This is a genomic window from Streptosporangium sp. NPDC001681, from assembly GCF_040298085.1.
GTDB lineage: Bacteria > Actinomycetota > Actinomycetes > Streptosporangiales > Streptosporangiaceae > Streptosporangium.
This window is the reverse complement of sequence record NZ_JBEOZN010000085.1, coordinates 1-21,124: the sequence shown is the minus strand read 5'-3', so window position 1 is coordinate 21,124 and position 21,124 is coordinate 1. Positions and strand designations below refer to the sequence as shown.

17 protein-coding genes are annotated in these 21,124 nt (G+C 70.6%); 10 read left to right on the top strand and 7 right to left on the bottom strand.

The genetic code is table 11. The features are described 5' to 3' along the window. Nucleotides 1-11 precede the first annotated feature (11 nt). Nucleotides 12-842 (top strand): phosphoribosylaminoimidazolesuccinocarboxamide synthase, encoded by an 831-nt coding sequence (locus tag ABT130_RS31450; RefSeq protein WP_350961475.1) that lies wholly within the window; start codon nt 12-14, stop codon nt 840-842. An 85-nt stretch (nt 843-927) separates the two neighbouring features. Here the strand turns inward: ABT130_RS31450 and ABT130_RS31445 are convergent, their stop codons facing one another. Further along, nucleotides 928-1,731 (bottom strand): PP2C family protein-serine/threonine phosphatase, encoded by an 804-nt coding sequence (locus tag ABT130_RS31445; protein WP_350928034.1) that lies wholly within the window; start codon nt 1,729-1,731, stop codon nt 928-930. 84 nt (nt 1,732-1,815) lie between these two features. On the opposite strand from ABT130_RS31445, the gene ABT130_RS31440 reads away from it, so the two are divergent. After that, nucleotides 1,816-3,759, top strand: a complete 1,944-nt coding sequence (locus tag ABT130_RS31440) for an N-6 DNA methylase (RefSeq protein ID WP_350961472.1) — start codon at nt 1,816-1,818, stop codon at nt 3,757-3,759. 25 nt (nt 3,760-3,784) lie between these two features. Continuing rightward, nucleotides 3,785-4,678: a serine/threonine-protein kinase gene (locus tag ABT130_RS31435; RefSeq protein ID WP_350928038.1), complete on the top strand. Its 894-nt coding sequence runs from the start codon at nt 3,785-3,787 to the stop codon at nt 4,676-4,678. A gap of 179 nt (nt 4,679-4,857) precedes the next feature. Here ABT130_RS31435 and ABT130_RS31430 read toward each other — a convergent pair whose 3' ends face one another. Continuing rightward, on the bottom strand, nt 4,858-5,481 hold the full coding sequence (locus ABT130_RS31430; RefSeq protein ID WP_350928040.1) for a class I SAM-dependent methyltransferase: 624 nt from the start codon (nt 5,479-5,481) through the stop codon (nt 4,858-4,860). A gap of 134 nt (nt 5,482-5,615) precedes the next feature. Between ABT130_RS31430 and ABT130_RS31425 the strand changes: the two genes are divergently transcribed. From ABT130_RS31425 to ABT130_RS31415, 3 genes are all read left to right on the top strand, one after another. Then, nucleotides 5,616-6,893, top strand: a complete 1,278-nt coding sequence (locus ABT130_RS31425; protein ID WP_350961470.1) for a sensor histidine kinase — start codon at nt 5,616-5,618, stop codon at nt 6,891-6,893. Further along, complete coding sequence (locus tag ABT130_RS31420) at nt 6,866-7,525, top strand: response regulator transcription factor (protein WP_350961467.1); 660 nt, start codon at nt 6,866-6,868, stop codon at nt 7,523-7,525. Before ABT130_RS31425 ends, ABT130_RS31420 begins: the two co-directional genes overlap by 28 nt. A gap of 156 nt (nt 7,526-7,681) precedes the next feature. Next, nucleotides 7,682-8,497 (top strand): MBL fold metallo-hydrolase, encoded by an 816-nt coding sequence (locus tag ABT130_RS31415; RefSeq protein ID WP_350961464.1) that lies wholly within the window; start codon nt 7,682-7,684, stop codon nt 8,495-8,497. Between the two features lie 7 nt (nt 8,498-8,504). Here the strand turns inward: ABT130_RS31415 and ctaD are convergent, their stop codons facing one another. Then, a complete protein-coding gene (gene ctaD / locus ABT130_RS31410) occupies nt 8,505-10,169 on the bottom strand; it encodes an aa3-type cytochrome oxidase subunit I (protein WP_350961508.1) in 1,665 nt (554 codons plus the stop codon). Between the two features lie 311 nt (nt 10,170-10,480). On the opposite strand from ctaD, the gene ABT130_RS31405 reads away from it, so the two are divergent. From ABT130_RS31405 to ABT130_RS31395, 3 genes are all read left to right on the top strand, one after another. Continuing rightward, a complete protein-coding gene (locus tag ABT130_RS31405; protein WP_350961462.1) occupies nt 10,481-11,818 on the top strand; it encodes an NAD(P)/FAD-dependent oxidoreductase in 1,338 nt (445 codons plus the stop codon). A gap of 77 nt (nt 11,819-11,895) precedes the next feature. Beyond that, nucleotides 11,896-12,861 (top strand): TIGR03557 family F420-dependent LLM class oxidoreductase, encoded by a 966-nt coding sequence (locus ABT130_RS31400; protein WP_350961459.1) that lies wholly within the window; start codon nt 11,896-11,898, stop codon nt 12,859-12,861. 169 nt (nt 12,862-13,030) lie between these two features. After that, entirely contained in the window at nt 13,031-14,224 is a 1,194-nt protein-coding gene (locus ABT130_RS31395) for an NAD(P)/FAD-dependent oxidoreductase (RefSeq protein ID WP_350961456.1), read from the top strand. A 102-nt stretch (nt 14,225-14,326) separates the two neighbouring features. Here ABT130_RS31395 and ABT130_RS31390 read toward each other — a convergent pair whose 3' ends face one another. The 4 genes from ABT130_RS31390 to ABT130_RS31375 form a co-directional block, all read right to left on the bottom strand. After that, entirely contained in the window at nt 14,327-15,196 is an 870-nt protein-coding gene (locus tag ABT130_RS31390) for an SIS domain-containing protein (protein ID WP_350928052.1), read from the bottom strand. Between the two features lie 243 nt (nt 15,197-15,439). Next, nucleotides 15,440-17,224, bottom strand: a complete 1,785-nt coding sequence (locus ABT130_RS31385) for a CotH kinase family protein (RefSeq protein ID WP_350961453.1) — start codon at nt 17,222-17,224, stop codon at nt 15,440-15,442. Between the two features lie 6 nt (nt 17,225-17,230). Next, nucleotides 17,231-17,908 (bottom strand): DUF4956 domain-containing protein, encoded by a 678-nt coding sequence (locus ABT130_RS31380; RefSeq protein ID WP_350928056.1) that lies wholly within the window; start codon nt 17,906-17,908, stop codon nt 17,231-17,233. A gap of 16 nt (nt 17,909-17,924) precedes the next feature. Beyond that, the gene (locus tag ABT130_RS31375) at nt 17,925-18,797 is read right to left on the bottom strand and encodes a polyphosphate polymerase domain-containing protein (RefSeq protein WP_350961451.1); all 873 of its coding nucleotides are present in this window, start codon (nt 18,795-18,797) and stop codon (nt 17,925-17,927) included. Nucleotides 18,798-19,279: 482 nt separating this feature from the next. Here ABT130_RS31375 and ABT130_RS31370 point away from each other — a divergent pair, with 482 nt between their 5' ends. Continuing rightward, a complete protein-coding gene (locus ABT130_RS31370) occupies nt 19,280-21,046 on the top strand; it encodes a PD-(D/E)XK nuclease family protein (RefSeq protein WP_350961449.1) in 1,767 nt (588 codons plus the stop codon). Nucleotides 21,047-21,124 lie beyond the last annotated feature (78 nt).

Below are 21,124 nucleotides of genomic sequence, written 5' to 3'. Positions count from 1 at the left end.
CAAGGAAAGCCGTGAAGCTTCTTCATTCAGGGAAGGTCCGCGACGTCTACGAGGACCGCGGGGACATCATCCTCGTGGCGTCCGACCGGGTGTCGGTGTACGACGTGATCCTGCCCACGCCCATCCCCGACAAGGGGAGGATCCTCACGCAGCTCTCGCTCTGGTGGTTCGAGCAACTCGCCGACATCGTGCCCAACCACGTGATCTCGGCGACCGACGTACCCGCCGAGTTCGCGGGCCGTGCGGTGCGGTGCAGGAAGCTGGAGATGGCGAAGGTCGAGTGCGTCGCGCGCGGCTACCTGACCGGCGGCGGGCTGAAGGAGTACCAGGCGCACGGGTCGGTCTCGGGCGTGCCGCTGCCGCCCGGCCTGCTGGACGGCTCCAAGCTCCCCGAGCCGATCTTCACCCCGTCCACCAAGGCACCGCTCGGGCAGCACGACGAGCCCATCTCCTTCGACGAGGTGGTCGCCCTGGAGGGGGCCGAGGTCGCCGAGGAGTTCCGGCGGATCACACTGGAGATCTACCTGCGAGGCTCCGAACTCGCCGCGGAGCGGGGCGTCATCATCGCCGACACCAAGATCGAGCTGGGCTGGGACTCCGAGGGCACGCTCGTGCTCGGCGACGAGGTGCTGACCTCGGACTCCTCCCGCTTCTGGCCCGCCGACCGGTGGGAGCCCGGCCACGCGCAGTTCTCCTTCGACAAGCAGTACGTGCGTGACTGGGCGACCAGCACGGGCTGGGACAAGAAGGAACCCGCTCCGGAGGTCCCCGCCGAGGTCGTGGAGGTCACCCGGGCGCGCTACATCGAGGCGTACGAACGCATCACCGGCAGAACCTGGTAAGAACACCTGGAGATCCCCGCCAAGGCCGTGGAGGTCACCCGAGCACGCCGGTGCTTCCCCGACGTTCGGGGAGGCAGCGGGGTCCCTACAGGGAGAGTTTCCTCTCGACCGCGGCGCCCACGATGGTCGGTTCCACCGGGGCGGAGCCGGTGGGCGCCCCGAAGTCGGCCACGATGCAGGTGATGTTGTCGGGGCCGCCACCCCGGTTGGCCAGGTCGATGAGCCAGCGGGCCGCCTCGTCGGGGTCGGAGATCTCGGTCAGCGTGTTGAACAGGGTCTCGGGACCGACCACGGCGGTCAGGCCGTCGGAGCAGAGCAGGTAGCGGTCCTCCGGGTAGGCCTCGCGCAGTGACAGGTCCAGCTCACCGTCGCCAGTGCCCTCAAGGACCCGCAGCACCATTGACCGGCGCGGGTGCTCGGCGGCCTGCTCAGGGGTGATCCGACCCTCGTCCACCAGCGACTGGACCAGGGTGTGGTCATGGGTGATCTGGTAGAGGGCGCCGTCGCGCAGCATGTAGGCCCGGGAGTCTCCGACATGGGCCAGGGCGAAGGTGGCGCCGTCCCAGAGCATCGCGGTCAGGGTGGTGCCCATGCCGCGGAGCGTGGGATCCTGCTCGCTCATGTCGCGCAGTGTGTGGTTGACGTCCCTGGCGGCGCCCTTGAGCGCGGCGAGCAGGTCGACACCACCGGTGGGAAGGGTGTCGTCCAGCGCCGCCATGGCGGTGACGGCAAGTGAGCTGGCGACCTCTCCACCCGCATGACCACCCATGCCGTCCGCTATGGCGAGCAGGCGCGCGCTCGCGTAGCCCGAATCCTCGTTCGCCTCACGGCGGACCCCCACGTCGGAGCGGGCCGCGTAGCGCAGTGCCAGTGGTTGGTTCAGTGCCATGAAGGCAGTAAATCATTGGTTGAAGCACTTCACAAGCAAAGACGTTGTAGACCGTTGCGGCACAGTCAACTACTGTGGCCCAACATGGAGGAGCGCCAGGAGATCACCGTGAACGCGGGCGACATCGCCCGGCTTGCCGGGGTCGGCAGGGCAGCGGTGAGCAACTGGCGCCGCCGCCACGAGGACTTTCCCCAGCCGGTGGGCGGCACCACCTCCAGCCCGCTGTTCTCGCTGCCGGAGATCGCCGTGTGGCTGCGCGCGAACGGCAAATCCTTCGAGGTCTCGCTCGGCGACCTGGTCTGGCAGCGGATGCGCACCTCGGTCGACGACCTCAGGCTGGGCGAACTGGTGGCCAAGGTCGGCGCGTTCCTGCTGTTCCTGCGCCGCGAGCCCACCGCCTGGCGTGATCATGGAACGAAGTCTCTCACCCGCATGGCCGAGGTGACGACCGATCTCCCCGGCTCCGCCGATCTTCGCCTGGACGATCTGGCCCTCGTCCGGCTGGTCGCCGAACTGGCCACCGAACGCGACCCGCTGGAGGTCTTCGAGTTCCTGTGCGAGCGCTACGTCGAGGCGCACTCCCGCCAGCTCTCGGTCACCAGGGACGATGTGGCCGAGCTCATGGTCCGGCTGGTGGTGCGGGAGGGGGACGTCGTCCTGGACCCGGCATGCGGTGTCGGAACGCTGCTGCTGGGCGCGGACACCTTGACGGCCCGGCGGGGAGGCGCTTCGACCGGCGGGAAGACCGTCCTGATGGGGCAGGAGGTCAACGAGACGAACGCGCTGCTCAGCGCGGTTCGGGTGCTGCTGCGCGGGACCGAGGCGCGGATCGTCGCCGGTGACTCGCTCCGCGAGGACGGCCTGGCCGGTGACGTGGCCGACGCCGTGGTCTGCGACCCGCCGTTCAACGAGCGGGTCTGGGGTCACGAGGAGCTCGCCGGCGACCCGCGCTGGGAGTACGGCCTGCCGCCGCGCGGTGAGTCCGAGCTCGCCTGGGTGCAGCACTGCCTCGCCCGCGTGCGGCCGGGCGGCCTGGTGGCGATCCTGATGCCCACCGCCGCCGCCAGCCGGCGTCCGGGCAAGCGGATCCGCGGCAACCTGCTCCGGGCGGGAGCGCTGCGGGCCGTGGTGACGCTGGCGCCCGGCGGCCCCGACCTGTGGATACTCCGCAGGCCCGACGGCGGGCGCCCGCCGTCCCAGCTGCTGGTGGTGGACGCCGGCGAGGACCTGTCGGTCGTGGAGCCCTCCTGGCGCGCGTACCTGGAGAACCCCGAGGCCGAGCTGTCCGGCGAGAGCCGCACGGTGCGCATCATCGACCTGCTCGACGACGAGGTCGACCTCGCCCCGGCCAGGCACCGCCCGCAGCACAGCGGCCTCGACTTCCCGCGCGACTTCACCGAGGCCCTGGCCAGGTTCATGGAGACCTCGGCCACGCTGTCGGAGGCCACTCCCGCCCTGGAGCTGCTCGCCGAGCGGCAGGACCTGCCGACCACCACGGTCGGCGAGCTGGCCAAGGCGGGACTGATCACGATCCTGCAGGCGCCGCCGAGGATGTCGGCGGACGAGGGCCCTCTCCCGGTGCTGACCGCCGACGACACCGCGGCGGGCGCCTCACCCTCCGGCCGTACCACCCTCGACCCGGCACTGATCATGATCAGGCCCGGCGACGTGGTGACCACGGTGCTCGGCGCGGTCAGGGTGATCACCCAGAGCGGAGCGGCGCTCGGCCCGCAGCTCACGCTGTACCGGGTCGACCCGCAGCGGCTCGACTCCGGGTTCCTGGCCGGTTTCCTGCGCTCGGCCGACGCGGCCAGGGTCCATCCCAGTTCCAGCCGCCTCGATGTGCGGCGGGCGAGGGTGCCCATGCTGCCCCTGTCCGACCAGCGGATGTACGGCACGGCCTTCCGCGAGCTGTTCGAACTGGAGGACAGACTGCGCGCGACGAGGGCGCTGGGGGAAACGCTGATCCGGCTAGGCTTTGACGGACTGGTCGACGGCCATCTCCGGCCGTGCGACCAAGGGGCGTGATGCCCGCACGTCCAGGGGAGGGTCGATGGTCATCGGCGACCGATACGTGCTCGACGACCTCCCTCTCGGCCAGGGGGGCATGGGGGCCGTCTACGGCGGCCATGACAGGCATCTCGACCGCAGGGTGGCCGTCAAGTTCCTGAGGTTCCTCACCGGCCCCGACGAGGAGCTGAAGCGGCGTTTCCTGCGCGAGGCCCGCATCCTGGCCAGACTGGAGCATCCCGGCGCACCGGTCCTGTACGACTTCGGCACCTTCGACCAGCGGCTGTTCCAGGTGATGCAGTTCATCGAGGGCGTCACCGTGGCCGACGTGGTCAGCGAGCACGGCCCGCTCCCCGTGCCGTGGGCCGCGGCGATCGCCGCCCAGGCCTGCGCGGTGCTGACCGCGGCCCACGCGCTGTCCGTCTGCCATCGCGACCTGAAGCCGACCAACCTGATGCTCTGCCCCGACGGGAGCGTCAAGGTCCTCGACTTCGGCCTGGCGGTGCTCCGCGAGGCGGACTCGACGCAGTTCACCCGGGTCGGCCAGATTCTCGGCACCCCGTCGTACATGGCACCCGAGCAGATCCAGCGCGGCCTGTCCGGTCCCCGCAGCGACCTCTACGCCCTCGGATGCGTGCTCCACGAGATGCTGACGGGCCGCCAGCTGTTCACCGGTCCCACCGAGTACGCCGTGTTCGAGCGCCAAGTGAAGGAGCGCCCGCCCGAGGTCCCGGGGGTTCCCGCCGAGCTGAACCGCCTCGTCGCCGACCTGCTGGAGAAGGATCCCGACAACCGTCCCGCGGGCGCCGACGTCCTCTACGAGCGGCTGCAGCCCTTCGCGGTGGACCTGCCGATGCTCCCTGGCTTCCTGCACCCGTCGTCGGTGCCGAGCCCCGGCCGGATGTACGCACGGATGGTCGGCCGGGTCCTGGCCTGACGGTCCTGCCGAACCGTCCCCGCGAAAGCGTGTCCCGGCGGTCTGCGGTCTCCCGGCCCGTCCGGGCCATCGCCGCGCCGGGTGCCCACCGGCTTCCACGGCTCCTGGTTCGCCGACACCGAGCGGGCCGGGTGGGTCGGTCACGAACGGCGCGAGCGGGACCCGGTCCCGGGGAACCCTCAGGGAGGCGGGAGAACGGGGACCGTCGGTCTGCGGCACACGTACGCCACTCCGGGGGGCAGGTTGCGCCAGATGGGCCCGGTGGTCAGCACCTCGTCGAAGGCCGACCGCAACCGCAGGCGCAGGGCCCTGGCCCCGGCGAGCGGCAGGGCCGACAGGTAGGTGACGGTCGTGAACGCCCCGGACGGCGCGAGCGCCCGGCCGACGCCCGCCAGGATCCGCTCCTGCTGCTCGCCGGGGAACAACGACCAGGGCAGCGTGCTGACGACCGCGTCCACCCGGTCGACCCCGGCACCGGCCAGGAGCGCGCCGAGGTCGGCGGCGTCGCCCTCGATCGTCTCCATCCAGGGTTTCGTCCGGCGCAGGTGCGCGGCCATGCCGGGGTCGATCTCCACGGCCAGCTGGCGGGACCCCGGGGCCAGCCTCGCCCGGATGGCCTCGCTGATCGGACCGGTGCCGGCCCCCAGCTCCACGACCACCGACGGGCCCAGCGCGGGGACCACCGCGCTGAGCGCCCTGCCCAGCGCCGGGGAACTCGGGGCGATCGCGCCCACCACGCGCTGCCTGCGTACCGCCGCCGTCAGGAATGCCCGCAGGTCCGCGGGCGCCGCCGTCTTGTTCATGGTCCCCATCAGACCGCCGCGGGGGCGCGGCCCACAGGGCACCGGAGCCTAGTCTTCCGGGTATGGCCGGCCATACCGTCGGAGTAGGCCAGGCCCGGTAGAGGCCATGCCCGCACGGACCGTACTGTCGGTTGATGCGATCGCGGGCGGCCTGGCAGGCACTCACCCGATGGAACCTGCTCGCCACGTGGTGGCCGTGGCGCTCGTTGGCGTACCTGCTGACGAGCATCCTCGTCGGCGCGGTCATCCTCGTGGTGGTCCTGGTCTGCCTGGCCGGCGGCGCGGTGCTGGCGCTGGTGGTGGTGGGCATCCCGTTCCTGGTGGTGCTGGGGCTCAGTGGCATACCGGTCGCCGCGCTGGAGCGCCGCCGCCTGCGGATCATCGACTCGGAGCCGGTGGAGTCGCCCCACCGCGAGCCCGACCGGCCGGGCCTGCGCGCGTGGGCGCGGCTGCGCTTCAGCGAGCAGGCCACCTGGCGGGAGCTCGCCTACACCGGCCTGCTGGTCATCGTGCTCTGGCCGATGGAACTGATCTCCCTGGCGTACGGGATCGCCGGGCCGGTGCTGGCCATGTGCGCGCCCATCATCCTGGAGGAGGTCGGGCAGGTGCGGCTGTTCAAGTTCTGGCTGATCGACAGCCGTCCCGAGGCGTTCCTCGTGGCGCTGCTCGGGGCCGTCCTGCTCGTGCTGTTCACGTACCCGCTGACGGCACTCGCGGTGCTGCACGGGCTGGTGGCCCGCGCGCTGCTCAGCCCCCGGCAGAGCGACGAGGCCAGGCGGGTCGTCGAGCTCACCCGGTCCAGGTCCCGGCTGGTATCGGCCTTCGAGGCAGAACGCCGAAGGATCGAGCGGGACCTGCACGACGGCGCCCAGCAGCGGCTGGTCTCGCTGACCATGACGCTCGGCCTGGCCAAGCTCACCCGGGGGGACGAGACGGCCGAGCTCGTCGGCAGGGCGCACGAGCAGGCGAAACTCGCGCTGGCCGAGATCCGCGACCTGATCAGAGGGATCCACCCGCAGATCCTCACCGACCGGGGACTGCCCGCCGCCGTGGCCGACGTCGCCGACCGCTCGCCGGTGCCCGTGGAGGTCACCATGGCGCTGCCCGCGCGGCTGCCCGAGGTGGTGGAGTCCACCGCGTACTTCGTGGTGTGCGAGGCGCTGGCCAACGTGGCCCGGCACAGCGAGGCCCGGCGGGCCTCGGTCACCGGGCGGCTGGACGGCGCCCGCCTCGTCGTGGAGATCGGCGACGACGGCGTGGGCGGCGCCGACGCCGCGGAGGGGAGCGGGCTGGCCGGGCTGGCCGACCGTGTCTCGGTCGTCGACGGGAGACTGGTACTTTCCAGCCCGGCCGGTGGGCCGACCCTGCTACGCGTGGAGATACCGTGCACTCCGATCGATCCCTCAAGGTAGTCATCGCCGAGGACGGCGTGCTGCTCCGCGAAGGGCTGGCCGGGCTGCTCGCCCGGTTCGGGCACCGGGTGGTGGCCACGGCGGGTGACGCCGTACGGCTCGTGGAGGCGGTGCGCGAGCACACCCCCGACATCGTCGTGACCGACGTGCGGATGCCGCCCGGCTTCACCGACGAGGGCCTCAGGGCCGCGGTCGCGCTCCGCGCGGCGGACCCGCGCCTGCCCGTGCTGGTGCTGAGCCAGTACGTCGAGCAGACCTACGCGGCCGAACTGCTGGACTCCGGTGACGGCACCGGGGTCGGCTACCTGCTCAAGGACCGGGTCGGCGATGTGGAGGAGTTCGTCGACGCGCTGTGCGGCGTGGCCGGCGGCGGGACGATCGTGGACCCCGAGGTGGTCAGGCAGCTGCTGCGCCGCCGCCGCGATCCGCTGGAGCGGCTGTCCCCCCGCGAGCGGGAGGTGCTGGCCCTGATGGCCGAGGGCAGGTCCAACGCGGCGATCGCCAGGGCCCTGGTGGTGTCGGAGGCCGCGGTCGGCAAGCACATCGGCAACATCCTGACCAAACTCGACCTGCCCCCGGCCGAGGACGACCATCGCCGGGTACTGGCGGTGGTGACGTACCTGCGCGGTTGAGCGCTCCTCCGGGGAAGGAACCTCCCCGCCGGGTCGCGGGTTCTGCCCATGGAGGGCACCGGCCGGATTTCCCGCCAGGGCGCGGCGTGGAAAACCGGCTTCCGCCACGGGTGAGGATCGACGCCGCGAGGATCGCGACCGGAGAGAATACGACCCGTGGAAGGTCGATGGGTCGAGGTGGCGGACCGGGTGCTGGTGCGGCGATACGCCGAGCTGGACCTGTCGGTGGGGCTGGTCGTGGGCGACGGCGGTTGCCTGGTGGTCGACACCCGGGGAGACGAGCGGCAGGGGGCCGAGCTGGTCTCGGAGGTCAGGCGGGTGACATCCGCCCCGTGGGCGGTGGCGATCACCCACTCGCACTTCGACCACAGCTTCGGTACCCGGCCGTTCCTCGACTGCCCCGTCTGGGCGCACGAGGACTGCCGGACCGACCTGGCCGAGAACGGCGGCCGGGCCAGGGACGAGTGGGCCCGCCACTACCGGGATCGGGGACGCGCGGACATCGCCGGTGACATCGCGAAGACCGGGATCGCGCTGCCGGACCACCTGGTGACCGGCCGGGCGGAGCTGGCCGTCGGTGGTCGCCCGGTCGTCCTGGCCCACCTCGGCCGCGGCCACTCCGGCAACGACCTGGTCGTCCACGTGCCCGACGCCGGCGTGGTCTTCGCCGGGGACCTGGTGGAGAACGGTGCCCCACCTGCCTACGAGGACGCCTATCCCCTCGAATGGCCGGCCACCCTCGCCGGGCTGCTCGACCTCCTCGGCGGCGGCAGTGGCGGCAGTGGCGTCGTCGTCCCCGGCCACGGCGACCCGGTCGACCGCGCGTTCGCCGCGGCCCAGCACGCGGAGATCACCGCCCTCGGCCGCCTGTGCGAGCGGGTGGCGGCGGGCCTGCTCTCCCCCGCCGACGCCGTACGCCTGTCGCCGTACCCGGAGGAGACCACCAGGACCGCCCTCGGCCGCCCCTGTTGAGCGCGGCTCAGATCTCCTCCTGAAGCCCGGCTGTCGGGTCGAGCTGGCGCGGCTGGTCCCCGATCCTCGGGTGATGCAGGTCGAAGGCCGGCCGCTCCGAGCGGATGGCCGGGATCGAGGTGAAGTTGTGCCGGGGCGGCGGGCAGGAGGTGGCCCACTCCAGCGAGTTGCCGAAACCCCACGGATCGTCCACGGTCACCCGCGGGGCGCGGCGCGCGGTGTGCCAGATGTTGTAGAGGAACGGCAGCGTGGAGGCGCCGAGCACGAACGCGCCGATCGAGGAGATCAGGTTGAGCGTGGTGAACCCGTCGATCGGGCTGTAGTCGCCGTAGCGGCGCGGCATGCCCTGCGCGCCCAGCCAGTGCTGGACCAGGAAGGTCACCTGGAAACCGATGAACAGCAGCCAGAAGTGCAGCTTGCCCAGCTTCTCGTTCAGCATCTTGCCGGTCATCTTCGGCCACCAGAAGTAGAAGCCCGCGAACATCGCGAACACCACGGTGCCGAAGACCACGTAGTGGAAGTGCGCGACCACGAAGTACGAGTCGTGCACCTGGAAGTCCAGCGGCGGGGAGGCCAGGATGACCCCGGTCAGCCCGCCGAGCAGGAAGGTGACCAGGAAGCCGACCGCGAACATCATCGGTGATTCCATCGATATGTGCCCGCGCCACATGGTGCCGGCCCAGTTGAAGAACTTCACCCCCGTCGGGACGGCGATCAGGAACGACATGAAGGAGAAGAACGGCAGTAACACATGGCCGGTGGCGAACATGTGGTGTGCCCACACCGTCATCGACAGGCCCGCGATCGCGATGGTCGCGCCGACCAGGCCGATGTAGCCGAAGATCGGCTTACGGCTGAAGACCGGGATCACCTCGCTGATGATGCCGAAGAACGGCAGCGCGATGATGTAGACCTCCGGATGGCCGAAGAACCAGAACAGGTGCTGCCAGAGCATCGCTCCCCCGGTCTGCGGGTCATAGATGCGGGCGCCGTGACTGCGGCTGGCCTCCAGGGCGAGCAGCGCGGCGGACAGGATCGGGAAGGCGATCAACACCATCAGACCGGTCAGCAGCACGTTCCAGGTGAAGATCGGCATGCGGAACATCGTCATCCCGGGAGCCCGCATGCAGATGATCGTGGTGATGAAGTTGACCGAGCCGAGAATCGTGCCGAGACCCGCCATCACCAGGCCGACGATCCACAGGTCACCGCCGACCTGCGGGGAGTACGGCGCCGCGGAGAGCGGCGTGTACGACGTCCAGCCGAAGTCGGCGGCACCGCCGCTGGTGATGAAACCGAACAGGACGATGACGCCGCCGAAGAGGAAGAGCCAGTAGCTCACCATGTTGAGCCGGGGGAACGCCACGTCGGGCGACCCGATCTGCAGCGGCATGATCACGTTGGCGAACCCGGCGAACAGCGGGGTCGCGAACAGCAGCAGCATGGCCCCGCCGTGCATGGTGAACATCTGGTTGTAGCGCTCCAGGCTCACCACCTGCATGCCCGGCTGGATGAGCTCCGCCCGGATGATCATGGCCATGAGCCCGGCGAACATGAAGAAGACGAATGAGGTGATCATGTACAGGTAACCGATCACCTTGTGGTCGGTGCTGGTCAGCCAGTTCACGACCAGTGAGCCCGGCACTCGGTTGGGCGGCGCCGGCGGTGAGATCGGCGGCTCCTCACGTGACTGCTCGGAGGTCGTCACAGCCCACCCCCCTCGGGAACCGGCTCGTCCACGAACCGGCCCGTCCTCGAACCGGCGCGGCATCCGATCCCCGCCGCCTTCCATCCCGCCATCCCCAGGAAAGGCCGCTCCCACTCGCCCCCTTCCGCCATCTTGCCCGCGCGCTGACCTGGCGATTAATCGCCCTCATCCGGACCTCGCCGGCCCGAGTGGGCAACCTCGGACGACCCGCCGTGCTTGACCCGGAGCAGAGAGGGCACTCCGCTGGAATACGGAGCGTCGAAAGGAACCACCTCATGACCCAGCGACAGCGAGTCGTCGTGATCGGAGGAGGGTTCGCGGGCTTCACCGCGGTTCGCACCCTTTCCAGGATCGCGAAGGGCGCGATCGAGATCGTCCTGATCAACCCGACCGACTACTTCCTCTACCTGCCGCTGCTGCCCGAGGTCGCGGCGGGGATCCTCGACCCGCGCAAGGTGGCGATCCCGTTGGCGGGAAGCCACCCCGGCGTGCGGCATCTGCTCGCCACCGCGGGCACCGTCGACATCGAGGCGCGCCGCCTGAGGTGCACGGACGCCGAGGGCAACCCCCGCGAGCTGAGCTACGACCGCCTGGTGATCGCGGTCGGCAGCGTCAACAAGCTGCTTCCCATACCCGGCGTCGCCGAGCACGCCCATGGTTTTCGCAGCATCGCCGAGGCCCTCTACCTGCGTGACCACCTGATCCGCCAAATCGAGCTCGCCGCCATCTCCGACGACCCCGAGGAGCGCAGGGCCCGGTGCACCTTCGTGGTCGTGGGCGCCGGATACACCGGTACCGAGGTGGCGGCTCAGGGCCAGCTGCTCACCCTCGACACCCGCAGGAGGCTGCCGGAGCTGCGTGACCAGCCGGTGCGCTGGCTCCTCGCCGACGTCGCCCCGCGCATCCTCCCCGAGCTCGACGAACGCCTGTCTCGGACCGCGCACCGGACGCTGTCGGAGCGGGGCATGGAGATCCGCACCGGTACCAGCGTGGTCGAGGCGACGGCGGACGGTGTCCGGCTCTCCGACGGGGAGTTCGTGGCGACCCGGTCGCTGATCTGGTGCGTCGGCGTGCGCCCCGACCCGATGGTGGAGTCGCTGGGGTTGCCGACCGAGAAGGGGCGGCTGCTCGTCGACGAATACCTGCGGGTGCCGGGACACCCGGAGATCTACGCCTGCGGCGACGCGGCCGCGGTGCCGGACCTCACCCGCCCCGGCGAGTACACCGCGATGACCGCCCAGCACGCCGGCCGCCAGGGCAGACGTGCCGCCCACAACATCGCCGCCTCGTACGGTCGCGGACGGCTCCGGCCGTACCGGCACAACGACCTGGGGTTCGTCGTCGACCTGGGCGGGGCCGCCGCCGCCGCGAACCCACTGGGCGTGCCGCTGTCGGGCATGGTCGCCAAGGCGGTAGCCCGGGGTTACCACCTACTGGCCGTCCCGCACGGCCGGGCGCGCATCGCCGGGAGCTGGCTGCTGGACCTCGTGCTGCCTCGCCAGACCGTCCAGCTGGGCATGGTCAGCGGCGCGGAGGTCCCACTCACCTCCACCGCCCCCGAGCGCCCACCCGGCGTGAGCGCCCCGGAGCCCGAGCCGGTGAAGCAGGCCTGAGCGGGTGAAGCGTAAAGGACGGCGAGATCTTCGACCCTGCCGACGACGCCTCACCGGAGTGGGGTAAGGGGCCGGGTATGGCAGAAATCGGTTACACGATGATGTGCGAGCAGACGCCCGCCAGGCAGCTGGTCGAGGACGTCGTCACGGCCGAGCGGGTCGGCTTCGACTACGCGGTCATCTCCGACCACTACTTCCCGTGGCTGGAGGAGATGGGGCACTCCCCGTACGCCTGGTCGGTGCTCGGCGCGGCCGCGCAGGCCACCGCGCGGCTGCCCCTGATGACGTACGTGACCTGCCCGATCATGCGCTACCACCCGGCGGTGGTGGCGCAGAAGGCGGCGACCATGGGGGTGCTGAGCGAGGGCCGCTTCACGCTGGGGCTGGGCGCGGGGGAGAACCTCAACGAGCACGTCATCGGGGAGGGCTGGCCGTCGGCCGACACCCGGCACCTGATGTTCAGGGAGGCCATACAGATCATCAGGGAGCTGTTCGAGGGCGAGTACGTCAACTACCGTGGCGAGTTCTTCGACGTCGACTCGGCCAAACTGTTCGACCTGCCCGAGCAACCCGTCCCGCTGGCGATCGCCGCCTCCGGTGCTCGTTCGGGAAGCATCGCCGCCGAACACGGGGACGCGCTGGTCGCGATCGACCCCGACCCGGACCTGGTGCGCCTGTTCGCCGGCGGGGGCGGCGCGGGCAAACCCGTCTACGGCCAGCTCGCGATCTGCTACGACCCCGACGTGGCGGCCGCCACGGAGCGGGCACACCGGCTGTGGCGCTGGTCGACGGCCGGCTGGAAGGTCATGGCCGAGCTCCCCGGACCCGTCAACTTCGCCGCGAGCGCCCGGACCGTACGGCCGGAGGACATCGCGGCGAGGGTGCCGTGCGGTCCCGACGTGGACGCCGTGGTGGAGGCGGTGCGCGCCTACACCGACGCCGGTTTCACGCACGTCGCCCTGGTCCAGATCGGCCACGAGCAGCAGGGCATGTTCTTCGACTGGTCCGAGAAGGAACTGCTTCCCGCCCTGAACCGTCTCTAGCGGCTCCTGGCCGGATGATTCCCGCAGGAGCGGGCGGGGTGGTCCGGGGACCATGCCGGATCTCCGGCACGCCCGGCGGCGAGACCGACGGCGAGACCGACGGCGAGACCGACGACGGTGTCCGTGCGAACCCGATCCGAGCCGGCGAGCCCTCTGGTCGGAGGGAGTGATGGCCAGGCGGTTCCGCAGGGGCGTACAGGGAAGGGTCACCCAGATGAACGACGTGTGGGATCTGGCGGTCGTCGGCGGTGGGCCCGCGGGGGCGGCGGCCGCGCTGCGCGCGAGGCAGCTCCGGCCTGACGCGCGGGTGCTCCTGCTCGATCGGGCCGACTTCCCCCGCGACAAGGCCTGTGGTGACGGCATCGCCGCCCACTGCCGTGACGAGCTCGCCCTGCTGGGCATCCCCGACCTCATCGCCGACTACCGGCCGACGCAGCGCCTGGCGGTGGTCTCCCCCGGCGGCGCGCGCGTCTCGGCCACCTCCGCCCGGCCCAACCACGTCGTTCCCCGCCGGGTCTTCGACGCCCGCCTCGTCGATGCCGCCCGTGCTCTCGGTGTCGAGGTCCGCCGCCACCACGTCCGCTCGCTCGCCGTCCTCGACGGCCACATCGTCCTCGACGGCACCGTCACCGCCCGCGCCGCCGTCGCCGCCGACGGGGCCAACTCGACGATGCGGCGCCTCATCGGCGTCTCCCCCGCTCCCGACAGGCACACCGCGATCGCCGTACGCGGCTACGCCGACGTGCCCGCCGACGACGACGTGCAGTCCATCTTCATGCAGCAGGACGGATGGCCCGCGTACGCGTGGTCGTTCCCCATCGGCGACGGCACCGCCAACGTCGGCTTCGGGATGCTCCTGCCCAGGCTGCGCGCCACCGGCCGGCCGGGCCGCGAGGTGCTGCACGGCCGGCTCGCCGAACTGCTGCCCCACCTGAGCGCCCACGACCTGCGCGCCCACCACCTGCCCCTGTCCCCGGGGCGGCCGAGGCCGGGCTCGGGGCGGGTGCTGCTCGCCGGTGACGCCGCCGGTCTCATCAACCCGCTCACCGGCGAGGGCATCTACTACGCCCTGGTCTCCGGCCGTCTCGCCGGCGAGGCGGCCGTGCGGGCCGCCGCCGACCCGCTGCCCGCCTACCGGCGCGAGCTGAGGAAGGCACTCGGGCGGCACCTGCGCACCACGGACGTGCTCGCCCTCGCCGCCCAGTCGCCCGGCTTCATCGACGCGGCGATCGACACGGCCGCCCGCCGCAAGGAGGTGTTCGACCTGCTGGTCGACGTGGGTCTCGGCGCGGGCACCGTACCGCTCCCGCTGGCGCTGGCCGTGGTCCGCCGCTGGATCGCGAGCGGCGTCCGACGGCGCTGAACACCGCAGGCGCACGCTCCCCAGACCACGTGAGAAGCACCGAACGGGTCAGGTCGCCTACCTCGCCGACGACGCCGATCCGCGCGTCGTGGTCCTCATCGGTTACGTGAGAATCACCGAACGGCTCAGGTTGCGTGGACTGTCCGGGTCGAGACCGCGCGATCGGGACAACTCGACCGCCAGGCGCTGGGCCCGGACGAGGTCGGCCAGCGGGTCGAGTTCCGCGGCCGTGGTCAGGGCCCCGGTGCGGGTCAACTCCTCACGCAGTTCCTTCGGACCGCCGAAGAACCACACCAGGCTGTTCTCGTCGGCGATGCTGATCGGCCCGTGCCGGTACTCCATCGCGGGGTACGCCTCCGACCAGGCCAGGGCCGACTCCCTCAGCTTCAGTGCCGCCTCCTGGGCCAGGCCGTTGGTCCACCCGCTGCCCAGGAAGGTGAACTGCCGCCGGGAGAGCGCCCCCTCGGGGAGCGGCGCGGCGAGCGCGGCCTCGGCCTGCGCGGCCAGATCGGCGGGAGCCTCCCCGAGGTGCGCGCGGAGCAGGGCGAGCCCGCTGGTGGCGAACCTGGTCTGCACCACGGAGCGCTCGTCGGCGAACTCCAGCGCGATCACCGTCTCCGCCAGGCCGGACACCGGGGTCGCGGGGTCGGCGGTGACGGCGACCGTCGGGATGTCCCCGGCCGCGCCGAGGGCGTGCAGCACCTCCGTGGTGGTCCCGGACCTGGTGATCGCCACCAGCCGGTCGTAGCGGCGCGCGGGCAGCTCGGAGGCGGCGAACGCGTCGGTCTCCCCCTGCCCCGACCGCTCGCGCAGGACCGCGTAGGCCTGTGCCATGTAGAGCGAGGTGCCGCAGCCGATCACGGCGACCCGCTCGCCCGCCTCCGGCAGGCCCGCCGGGCCCGCCGCGCCGAGCTCCAGCGCCCGCCGCCAGCACTCGGGCTGGCTGGCGATCTCCCGCAGGACGTGCTCCATGCGCGCCTCCCCATCGATGCTTGTTCATCTTCGCGACATGCCGTACACGAGCGGGCCCGGCGTACGCGGGCACGTCACGCCGGTGACCGTCGGAGGCGTCGCCGTGCCCGTGTCGCACCGGCCAACCGGAGCACCTTCGCCGACCACTGTGGATCATCGCATGCCGGTGCGGCCCCGAGGAAAGGGAGCGCGCGGAGGAACGGCGGGAGACCGGGACGCGGGATCCCGCCGTTCCTCGCAGGATCATCCGCCGGCGATCACCTTGTCCGAGCCCAGCGCCTCGGCACGGGTCTTGAGGGTGGTACGGAGCGACGTGGCGTCGGCCTCTACCTTGGCGGTGTCGGCGCCCTCGTTCAGCCGGTAGGACTTCACGATGTCGTCGAGCAGCGTGGCGGCGGCCCCGCCTCCCAGGAGCTTCTGGTACAGGTTCCGGTACTGCTCCTCGTAGACCTTCTTGAAGGCGGGCGTCTTCAGGAACCTGTCCTTCAGCACGTGGCCCATCCGCGGCCCGCCCATCGGGTTGCCCTGACGGGCGCCGCCCTTCTGACCGGCACCCTCCCGACCGGCACCGTCCTGCGGCTGACCGCTCCGCGTCGGCTGAACCTGCGGTTGCGGCCCCTGGGTCGGCTGAACCTGGGTCGCCGCCCCCTGGGTCGGCTGAACCTGCGGCTGCCCGCTCCCGGTCGGCTGGGATTGGGACTGCGAGCCCTGTGCCGGCTGAGCCTGGGAGCCCGCCCCCCGCATCGGGCCGCCCCCGCCGAACCCCATGCCGATCGCGTCGTTCGGCCCCGCCGTGGCGTTGCCGTTGAAGGCGAAGTTGAGGTCCCAGGTGATGACGGTGAACTTCTTGCCGTCCAGGTCGTACCACAGGTAGTAGTTACGCCCGGGACCGCTCATGTCATCGAAGTTGACCATCAGGTTCTGCAGGACGAGATAGCGGGCGAAGGACTCCACGTCCACCCGGTCGGCCAGCCCTGCGGCGAACTCCTCGTCGGAGGCTTGCTCCACCCACTTGACCAGGTCGATGACCGGTTGCAGGTCCTTACCTCCCACCTTGTTGACCTGTTTGAAGTCGGTGCCGTAGGCGGTCTGGTCCTCCCCCTTGTAGCTGAAGCCACTTGAGGCGAGCGACTTGTACAGCACGCCGTCGCCGAGCCTCTCCGCGTATCCCTCGTCGAGATACTCCACCAGCAGACGTGGAGACGAGGAACGGCCGTTGACCGTGAACGAGCTGTAGGTGTACCGCTGGGTCGGCTCGCCGGCCGCGCCGACCAGCGAGATCGCCAGTGCCTCGTTCAGCAGGGTCGAGGACTGCCCGGTCGCGGGACGCACGGCCAGCTGCGAGTGCCCCTGGTAGCGGCGCCCCTCCACGAACTCGTCAAAGCTGATCAGCCAGGGCAGGTTCTCGGGCTCCTCCGCCTTGAGCGCGGTCATCGGACCACCCGGACCCCGCCCGGGTCCTGCCCCGCCACCACCCGCACCGCCGTCCGGAGGCTGGAAACCGTCCAGTGGCTGGAAATCCTCCGGCGGCTGGAAGCCTTCGGGGGGCTGAAAACCCTCCCGAGGCTGGAAGTTCCCCGGGCGCCCGCCGCCGGGGGCGCCGCCCCGCCCCCCGGTGCGGGACTTGCCGTTCCAGGTGAGCCCCATCAGCGTGGAGTTGCCCTTCAGCCGGATGCCCACGCTCGGCAGGGTGGTCCCGTCGATGACCAGATCGGCCTCTACGTACTTCTTCTCCCCCTCCTTGAAATACTCCTCCAGCATGTCCCGATAGGCCCCGTCCTTGAACGTGATCTGGACGCTGTGCGAGATCGCGGTGTCGAAGACGTCCTGGGTACCCGCGATGTCCTGGGTGACCGTCCGCGCCGCGCTGACCTGCCCGGTGGTCACGTAGGGCCGGATCGTCCCGGTGCCGAAGCCCGCACCCACCACCAGCAGGAACACGGCGAAGAGGGCGACCACCCTCCAGTGGTGCCGGAGCCTGACCGGAATCCGGTGCCGCAGCCGCGGCCGGTTCTTGGGAATGGTCACGGCGGCCTACAGGTCGGTCTGGTCGTACCCGGTCAGAACCGTGACCGGCTGGCCGCTGTTGCGCTCCCGCAGGGCCGAGATCAGGCTCGCGGGCTCGCCACCCTTCTTGATCTTGACCGTGTACATCAGCTCGGTCAGCGCGCCACCGCGGATCGACTCCATGCTCACCAGTTCGAACTCGTCGGTGTGCCGGATCAGCACGTCCTGGATCGTGTGGGTGTAATCCTCGTCCGAGGGCACCTGGACCTTGACCACCTGGCGCTGGACGTTCAGATGGAACCAGTTGAAACGATTCATGATCATGATGACCAGCGAGATCGCCACGGCGGCGACGGCGGCCAGAACGTAGAAGCGGGTGCCCACGGCCATGCCGACGGCCATCACCAGGAAGATGAAGCCGACATCCCGGGTCTCCTTGATCGCGTTGCGGAACCGGACCACGGAGAGCGCGCCGACCAGCGCGAACGCGCGCGCGATGTTGGAACCGACGACCAGCATGATCAGCGAGATGATCATGCCGAGGATGACCAGCGTCTGGACGTAGGACTGACTGTAGGAGACGTTGCGGTGCGTCGCCCGGTACACCCAGCCGATCATCACGCTGAGCACGAACGACAGCGACATCGCGATGGCGATGTCCATCACGCTGAAGGTGCCGGACAAGTCCTGAAAATCAAAGTTCATGGGGGTTACGCCTCCATCAGGCGGAGTGGGGGTCACGGTCGGGGACGTGGAAGATCGACCGAGGGGTCCGGCCGAAGGCCTCCACGCTCTGGCAGTACTTGGAGACCCGCACCACCTGCAGGTTCCGCTTGGCGGTCAGATCGGTGAGCCAGTAGGGAACCCGCTCGTTCGCCTTGACCTCGATGATCGATTTGGTGGGCGGGACGATGAACCGGTTCTGGGCGTCGGCACCGATGTGGAAGTCCCGGTCACGGCCCCGTACGCGCTGGTCGAAGGTGACCCGGAGGCCGACATCGGCGTCCCGGCCCACATAGGCGTGCCGCTGGTAGCCGGTCATCGCGGTGGCCCGCAGATCGAGCCGGCAGACCAGGTCCAGAACCTCCTCGACGAAGGGCCGCTCCGCCTCGGTGTGCTCGACCGGCTCACGCCCGTCGCACAACCGCAGCGCGTCGGCGTACGGCAGGCAGACCCGGCGCTTCTGGGTGACGCGGTTGACCCGCTGCTTGATCTCGACGAACACCGGGGTGTCCGCGGTGACCTTGAAACGGTCGCCGTAGTGCCTGATCCGCAACTTGCGCCGGAACTTCAGGCCCTCGATCTTCTCCCAGTAGAAGCGGAGCCCGCGGGTGTCGTAGTAGACACTCCAGATGCCGTACCCCTCGTCCCCGCTGTGAGCGTCCCGGTCGAGTCGCCGCTCCATCTCGCCCCGGAGCTCGTCCACCAGAGCGGTGTCGACCAGATACTTGATCTCGTAGCGGTTGAACGCGTGCAGCCTGCTCGGCGCACGCAGCGCGCGCCCGGCATCGGACACCCGCCCCTCCCCGCCACCGCCCCCGGGATCTGCGGGGCTGTCTGCGATCGCGGACGACCTGCGGAGTCTGCGCAGCATGTTGCTCCATTCGAGAGAGCGTCGGCGGACATGTCATGGTGCGAACCCGGGAGCGACGTGTCCGAGCCCCCGGCGTGGGACGCCCCGGACGCGCACGTCCCGTGAGCGGCGGTCCTCGTGGCGAGGCCGCCCGGCCGGAGCGCCAGGAACGGCGGCTCACGGACGTCAGGCACGTCACCGGCGACCAGCGCCTTCACGGCGACCGAACCGTTCATGACGTCGTTCTACGTGCCCTCGATGAGAGTCGTCTGAGAAGCGGGTCAACTTCCGTTCATTCAGCGGACGAACGGCAGTAACCCACCGTTAAGCACGGATCGCGAACAGGGCCGGGCCTCTCCCCCATGACGGATACCCGATCGTCGCGTTTCATCTGGAAATTTCCGCCCATCACCCCAAAAAGTTGTGACTCTAATTCACAATATGTTTCACTGTGTTGCAGCGCAGTAGCACCTCTCTACTTCCCCCATACCGAGGAGAGTGCGTTGAGTCAGCCCCCCAGCACCGAGTTCACCGGAAATCCCGATGTCGTCAGGCTGTCGGCGAGCCTGCTCGACCGCCGGGACGGCGACTGCGGAGACTTCGCGGCGGTCAAGGCTCGCCCGAAGCTGTGGCCGCGGGTCTCCGAGAGGCGTAGGTACGCGCCCTGGGAGACCTTTCCGCTCGGCCTGGTGATGGACGTGCTCAACGCTGTCGAGTTCGAGGCCGTCCCGATCGACGAGGCGCTGCCGAGGACCCTCGGAAACGCCCGCGACACCGTGCATCCGGGGGTCGCCAACTGGATCGAGCACGCCTGCCACACCTATCTGGAGGTCTCCGAGAGCCTGGCCGCCACACTCGCCTCCGAGGGGGTGGAGCTCCGGCCCGAGCATCGGCCGCGGATCGTCCAGGGCGGCCGGTCCCCCGCGGAGATGCGATCCCTCACCGTGTGGGGCCGGTGGTACGGCACACCGGACGGTACGACGGTGGAGTTCCGGCGGATGCGCCTGCGCCGCCCCCTGGGCGGCACGGATATTCCGTCCACCCAGGCGATGGCGTACGTGGCGGCGGTCGGCAAGCAGGTGACGGACCCATCGGAGTTGCATCGCGCCATCCCCGTCCCGGTACGGCCCGTTCCCGTCCCCCGGCGAGTGCGGGTGGTCGAGGTCGGGTTGACCACCGGCACGGACCGGGTCCTTGTCGACACGACGGATCTGGAGGAGATCCGCGGCGCCTACACCTCGAACGTCAGACCCGCGACGGCCCGGCTGCTGGCCGGTGGCGACCGGACCCCGGGACGGGACTGTGCCGAGTGCAAGGCACGGGCCTCCTGCGGGGACCTCGCGCACGCGCCAGGCCTGCTCGGCCTCGACGACCGGGGCACGCACCGGCGGACATGGTCGATCACGACATCCCGGTACTACCAGGTCTGCCCGGCACAGGCTCACCTGCGAGAGCTCCGGCTGCCCGGCGACTGGGAGACGAGCCCGGCGGCCGAGCGCGGCCAGCACGTGCACGCGTGGCTTGAGGCCGCACACGGCCGGGGAAGGGCCTGCGTTCCCGCGGACCTGCCGGAGGTGGACGCCGATGACTGCGGCCTCGCCGACGAGTTGATGGAGCGCCAGGAGTACCACCGGGCCCGGCCGTACCTGTTCCGGCATCTGGCGGTATGCCCGCTGCGCGGCCCGGACGAGGTCACCGAGGTCAGACCCGAGCCGAAGATCGCCGCGTACGACGCGCGGGCCGATGTGATGGTGCTCGCCCACCCGGATCTCCTCCGCCGGGTGGGCGGACGCCTCGTCTACCGCGAGCAGAAGACGTCGGCCGTACCGCGCGGCATCACCGCGGGAAACGCTCTGGAGATGGTCCCCCAGCTCGCCCTGGCGGTCCGCCTGATCGCCGCCGGCGTCTTCGGGGACACCGACGGGCTGGTCGAGTTGGAGCAGCTCACCCCGGACTCTGCCGAGGTGCTCACCTTCGACGCGACCGACCCGGCGACCGTCTCGACCGCTCAGGCGGTCGTCCTTGACCGGATCCGGCCCTGGCATCGCGATGTCGCCTTCCATGCCACCCCGGGAGCCTGGTGCCGGTTCTGCCCGGTTTCCCGCTGGTGCCCGAGCGCCTCCGACACCCCCGCACACGTCACGGACGGGCTCGCCTTCGACCCCCGCACCGGGGAGATCCTGGCAAGCCCCGGCCGGTTGGACAGTCGCGTCGAGGCGATCGCGGCCACCCTCGCCGACCCCGAACCCGACGACGAACCTCCGTTCTGAGCCGCTGGAGAGCAACACCAGGAGGCCCCTGGGGCGTGTCCTGTGGATCTCCCTGTCGCGGGGAGATCCACAGGACAC

Excerpts from the sequence above, each read along its gene's own strand:
- ABT130_RS31445 (WP_350928034.1), bottom strand. The coding sequence starts at position 1,731 with ATGGCACTGAACCAACCACTGGCACTGCGCTACGCGGCCCGCTCCGAC.
- ABT130_RS31440 (WP_350961472.1), top strand. The coding sequence starts at position 1,816 with ATGGAGGAGCGCCAGGAGATCACCGTGAACGCGGGCGACATCGCCCGG.
- ABT130_RS31435 (WP_350928038.1), top strand. The coding sequence starts at position 3,785 with ATGGTCATCGGCGACCGATACGTGCTCGACGACCTCCCTCTCGGCCAG.
- ABT130_RS31430 (WP_350928040.1), bottom strand. The coding sequence starts at position 5,481 with ATGAACAAGACGGCGGCGCCCGCGGACCTGCGGGCATTCCTGACGGCG.
- ABT130_RS31425 (WP_350961470.1), top strand. The coding sequence starts at position 5,616 with ATGCGATCGCGGGCGGCCTGGCAGGCACTCACCCGATGGAACCTGCTC.
- ABT130_RS31405 (WP_350961462.1), top strand. The coding sequence starts at position 10,481 with ATGACCCAGCGACAGCGAGTCGTCGTGATCGGAGGAGGGTTCGCGGGC.
- ABT130_RS31400 (WP_350961459.1), top strand. The coding sequence starts at position 11,896 with ATGGCAGAAATCGGTTACACGATGATGTGCGAGCAGACGCCCGCCAGG.
- ABT130_RS31395 (WP_350961456.1), top strand. The coding sequence starts at position 13,031 with ATGGCCAGGCGGTTCCGCAGGGGCGTACAGGGAAGGGTCACCCAGATG.
- ABT130_RS31390 (WP_350928052.1), bottom strand. The coding sequence starts at position 15,196 with ATGGAGCACGTCCTGCGGGAGATCGCCAGCCAGCCCGAGTGCTGGCGG.
- ABT130_RS31380 (WP_350928056.1), bottom strand. The coding sequence starts at position 17,908 with ATGAACTTTGATTTTCAGGACTTGTCCGGCACCTTCAGCGTGATGGAC.
- ABT130_RS31375 (WP_350961451.1), bottom strand. The coding sequence starts at position 18,797 with ATGCTGCGCAGACTCCGCAGGTCGTCCGCGATCGCAGACAGCCCCGCA.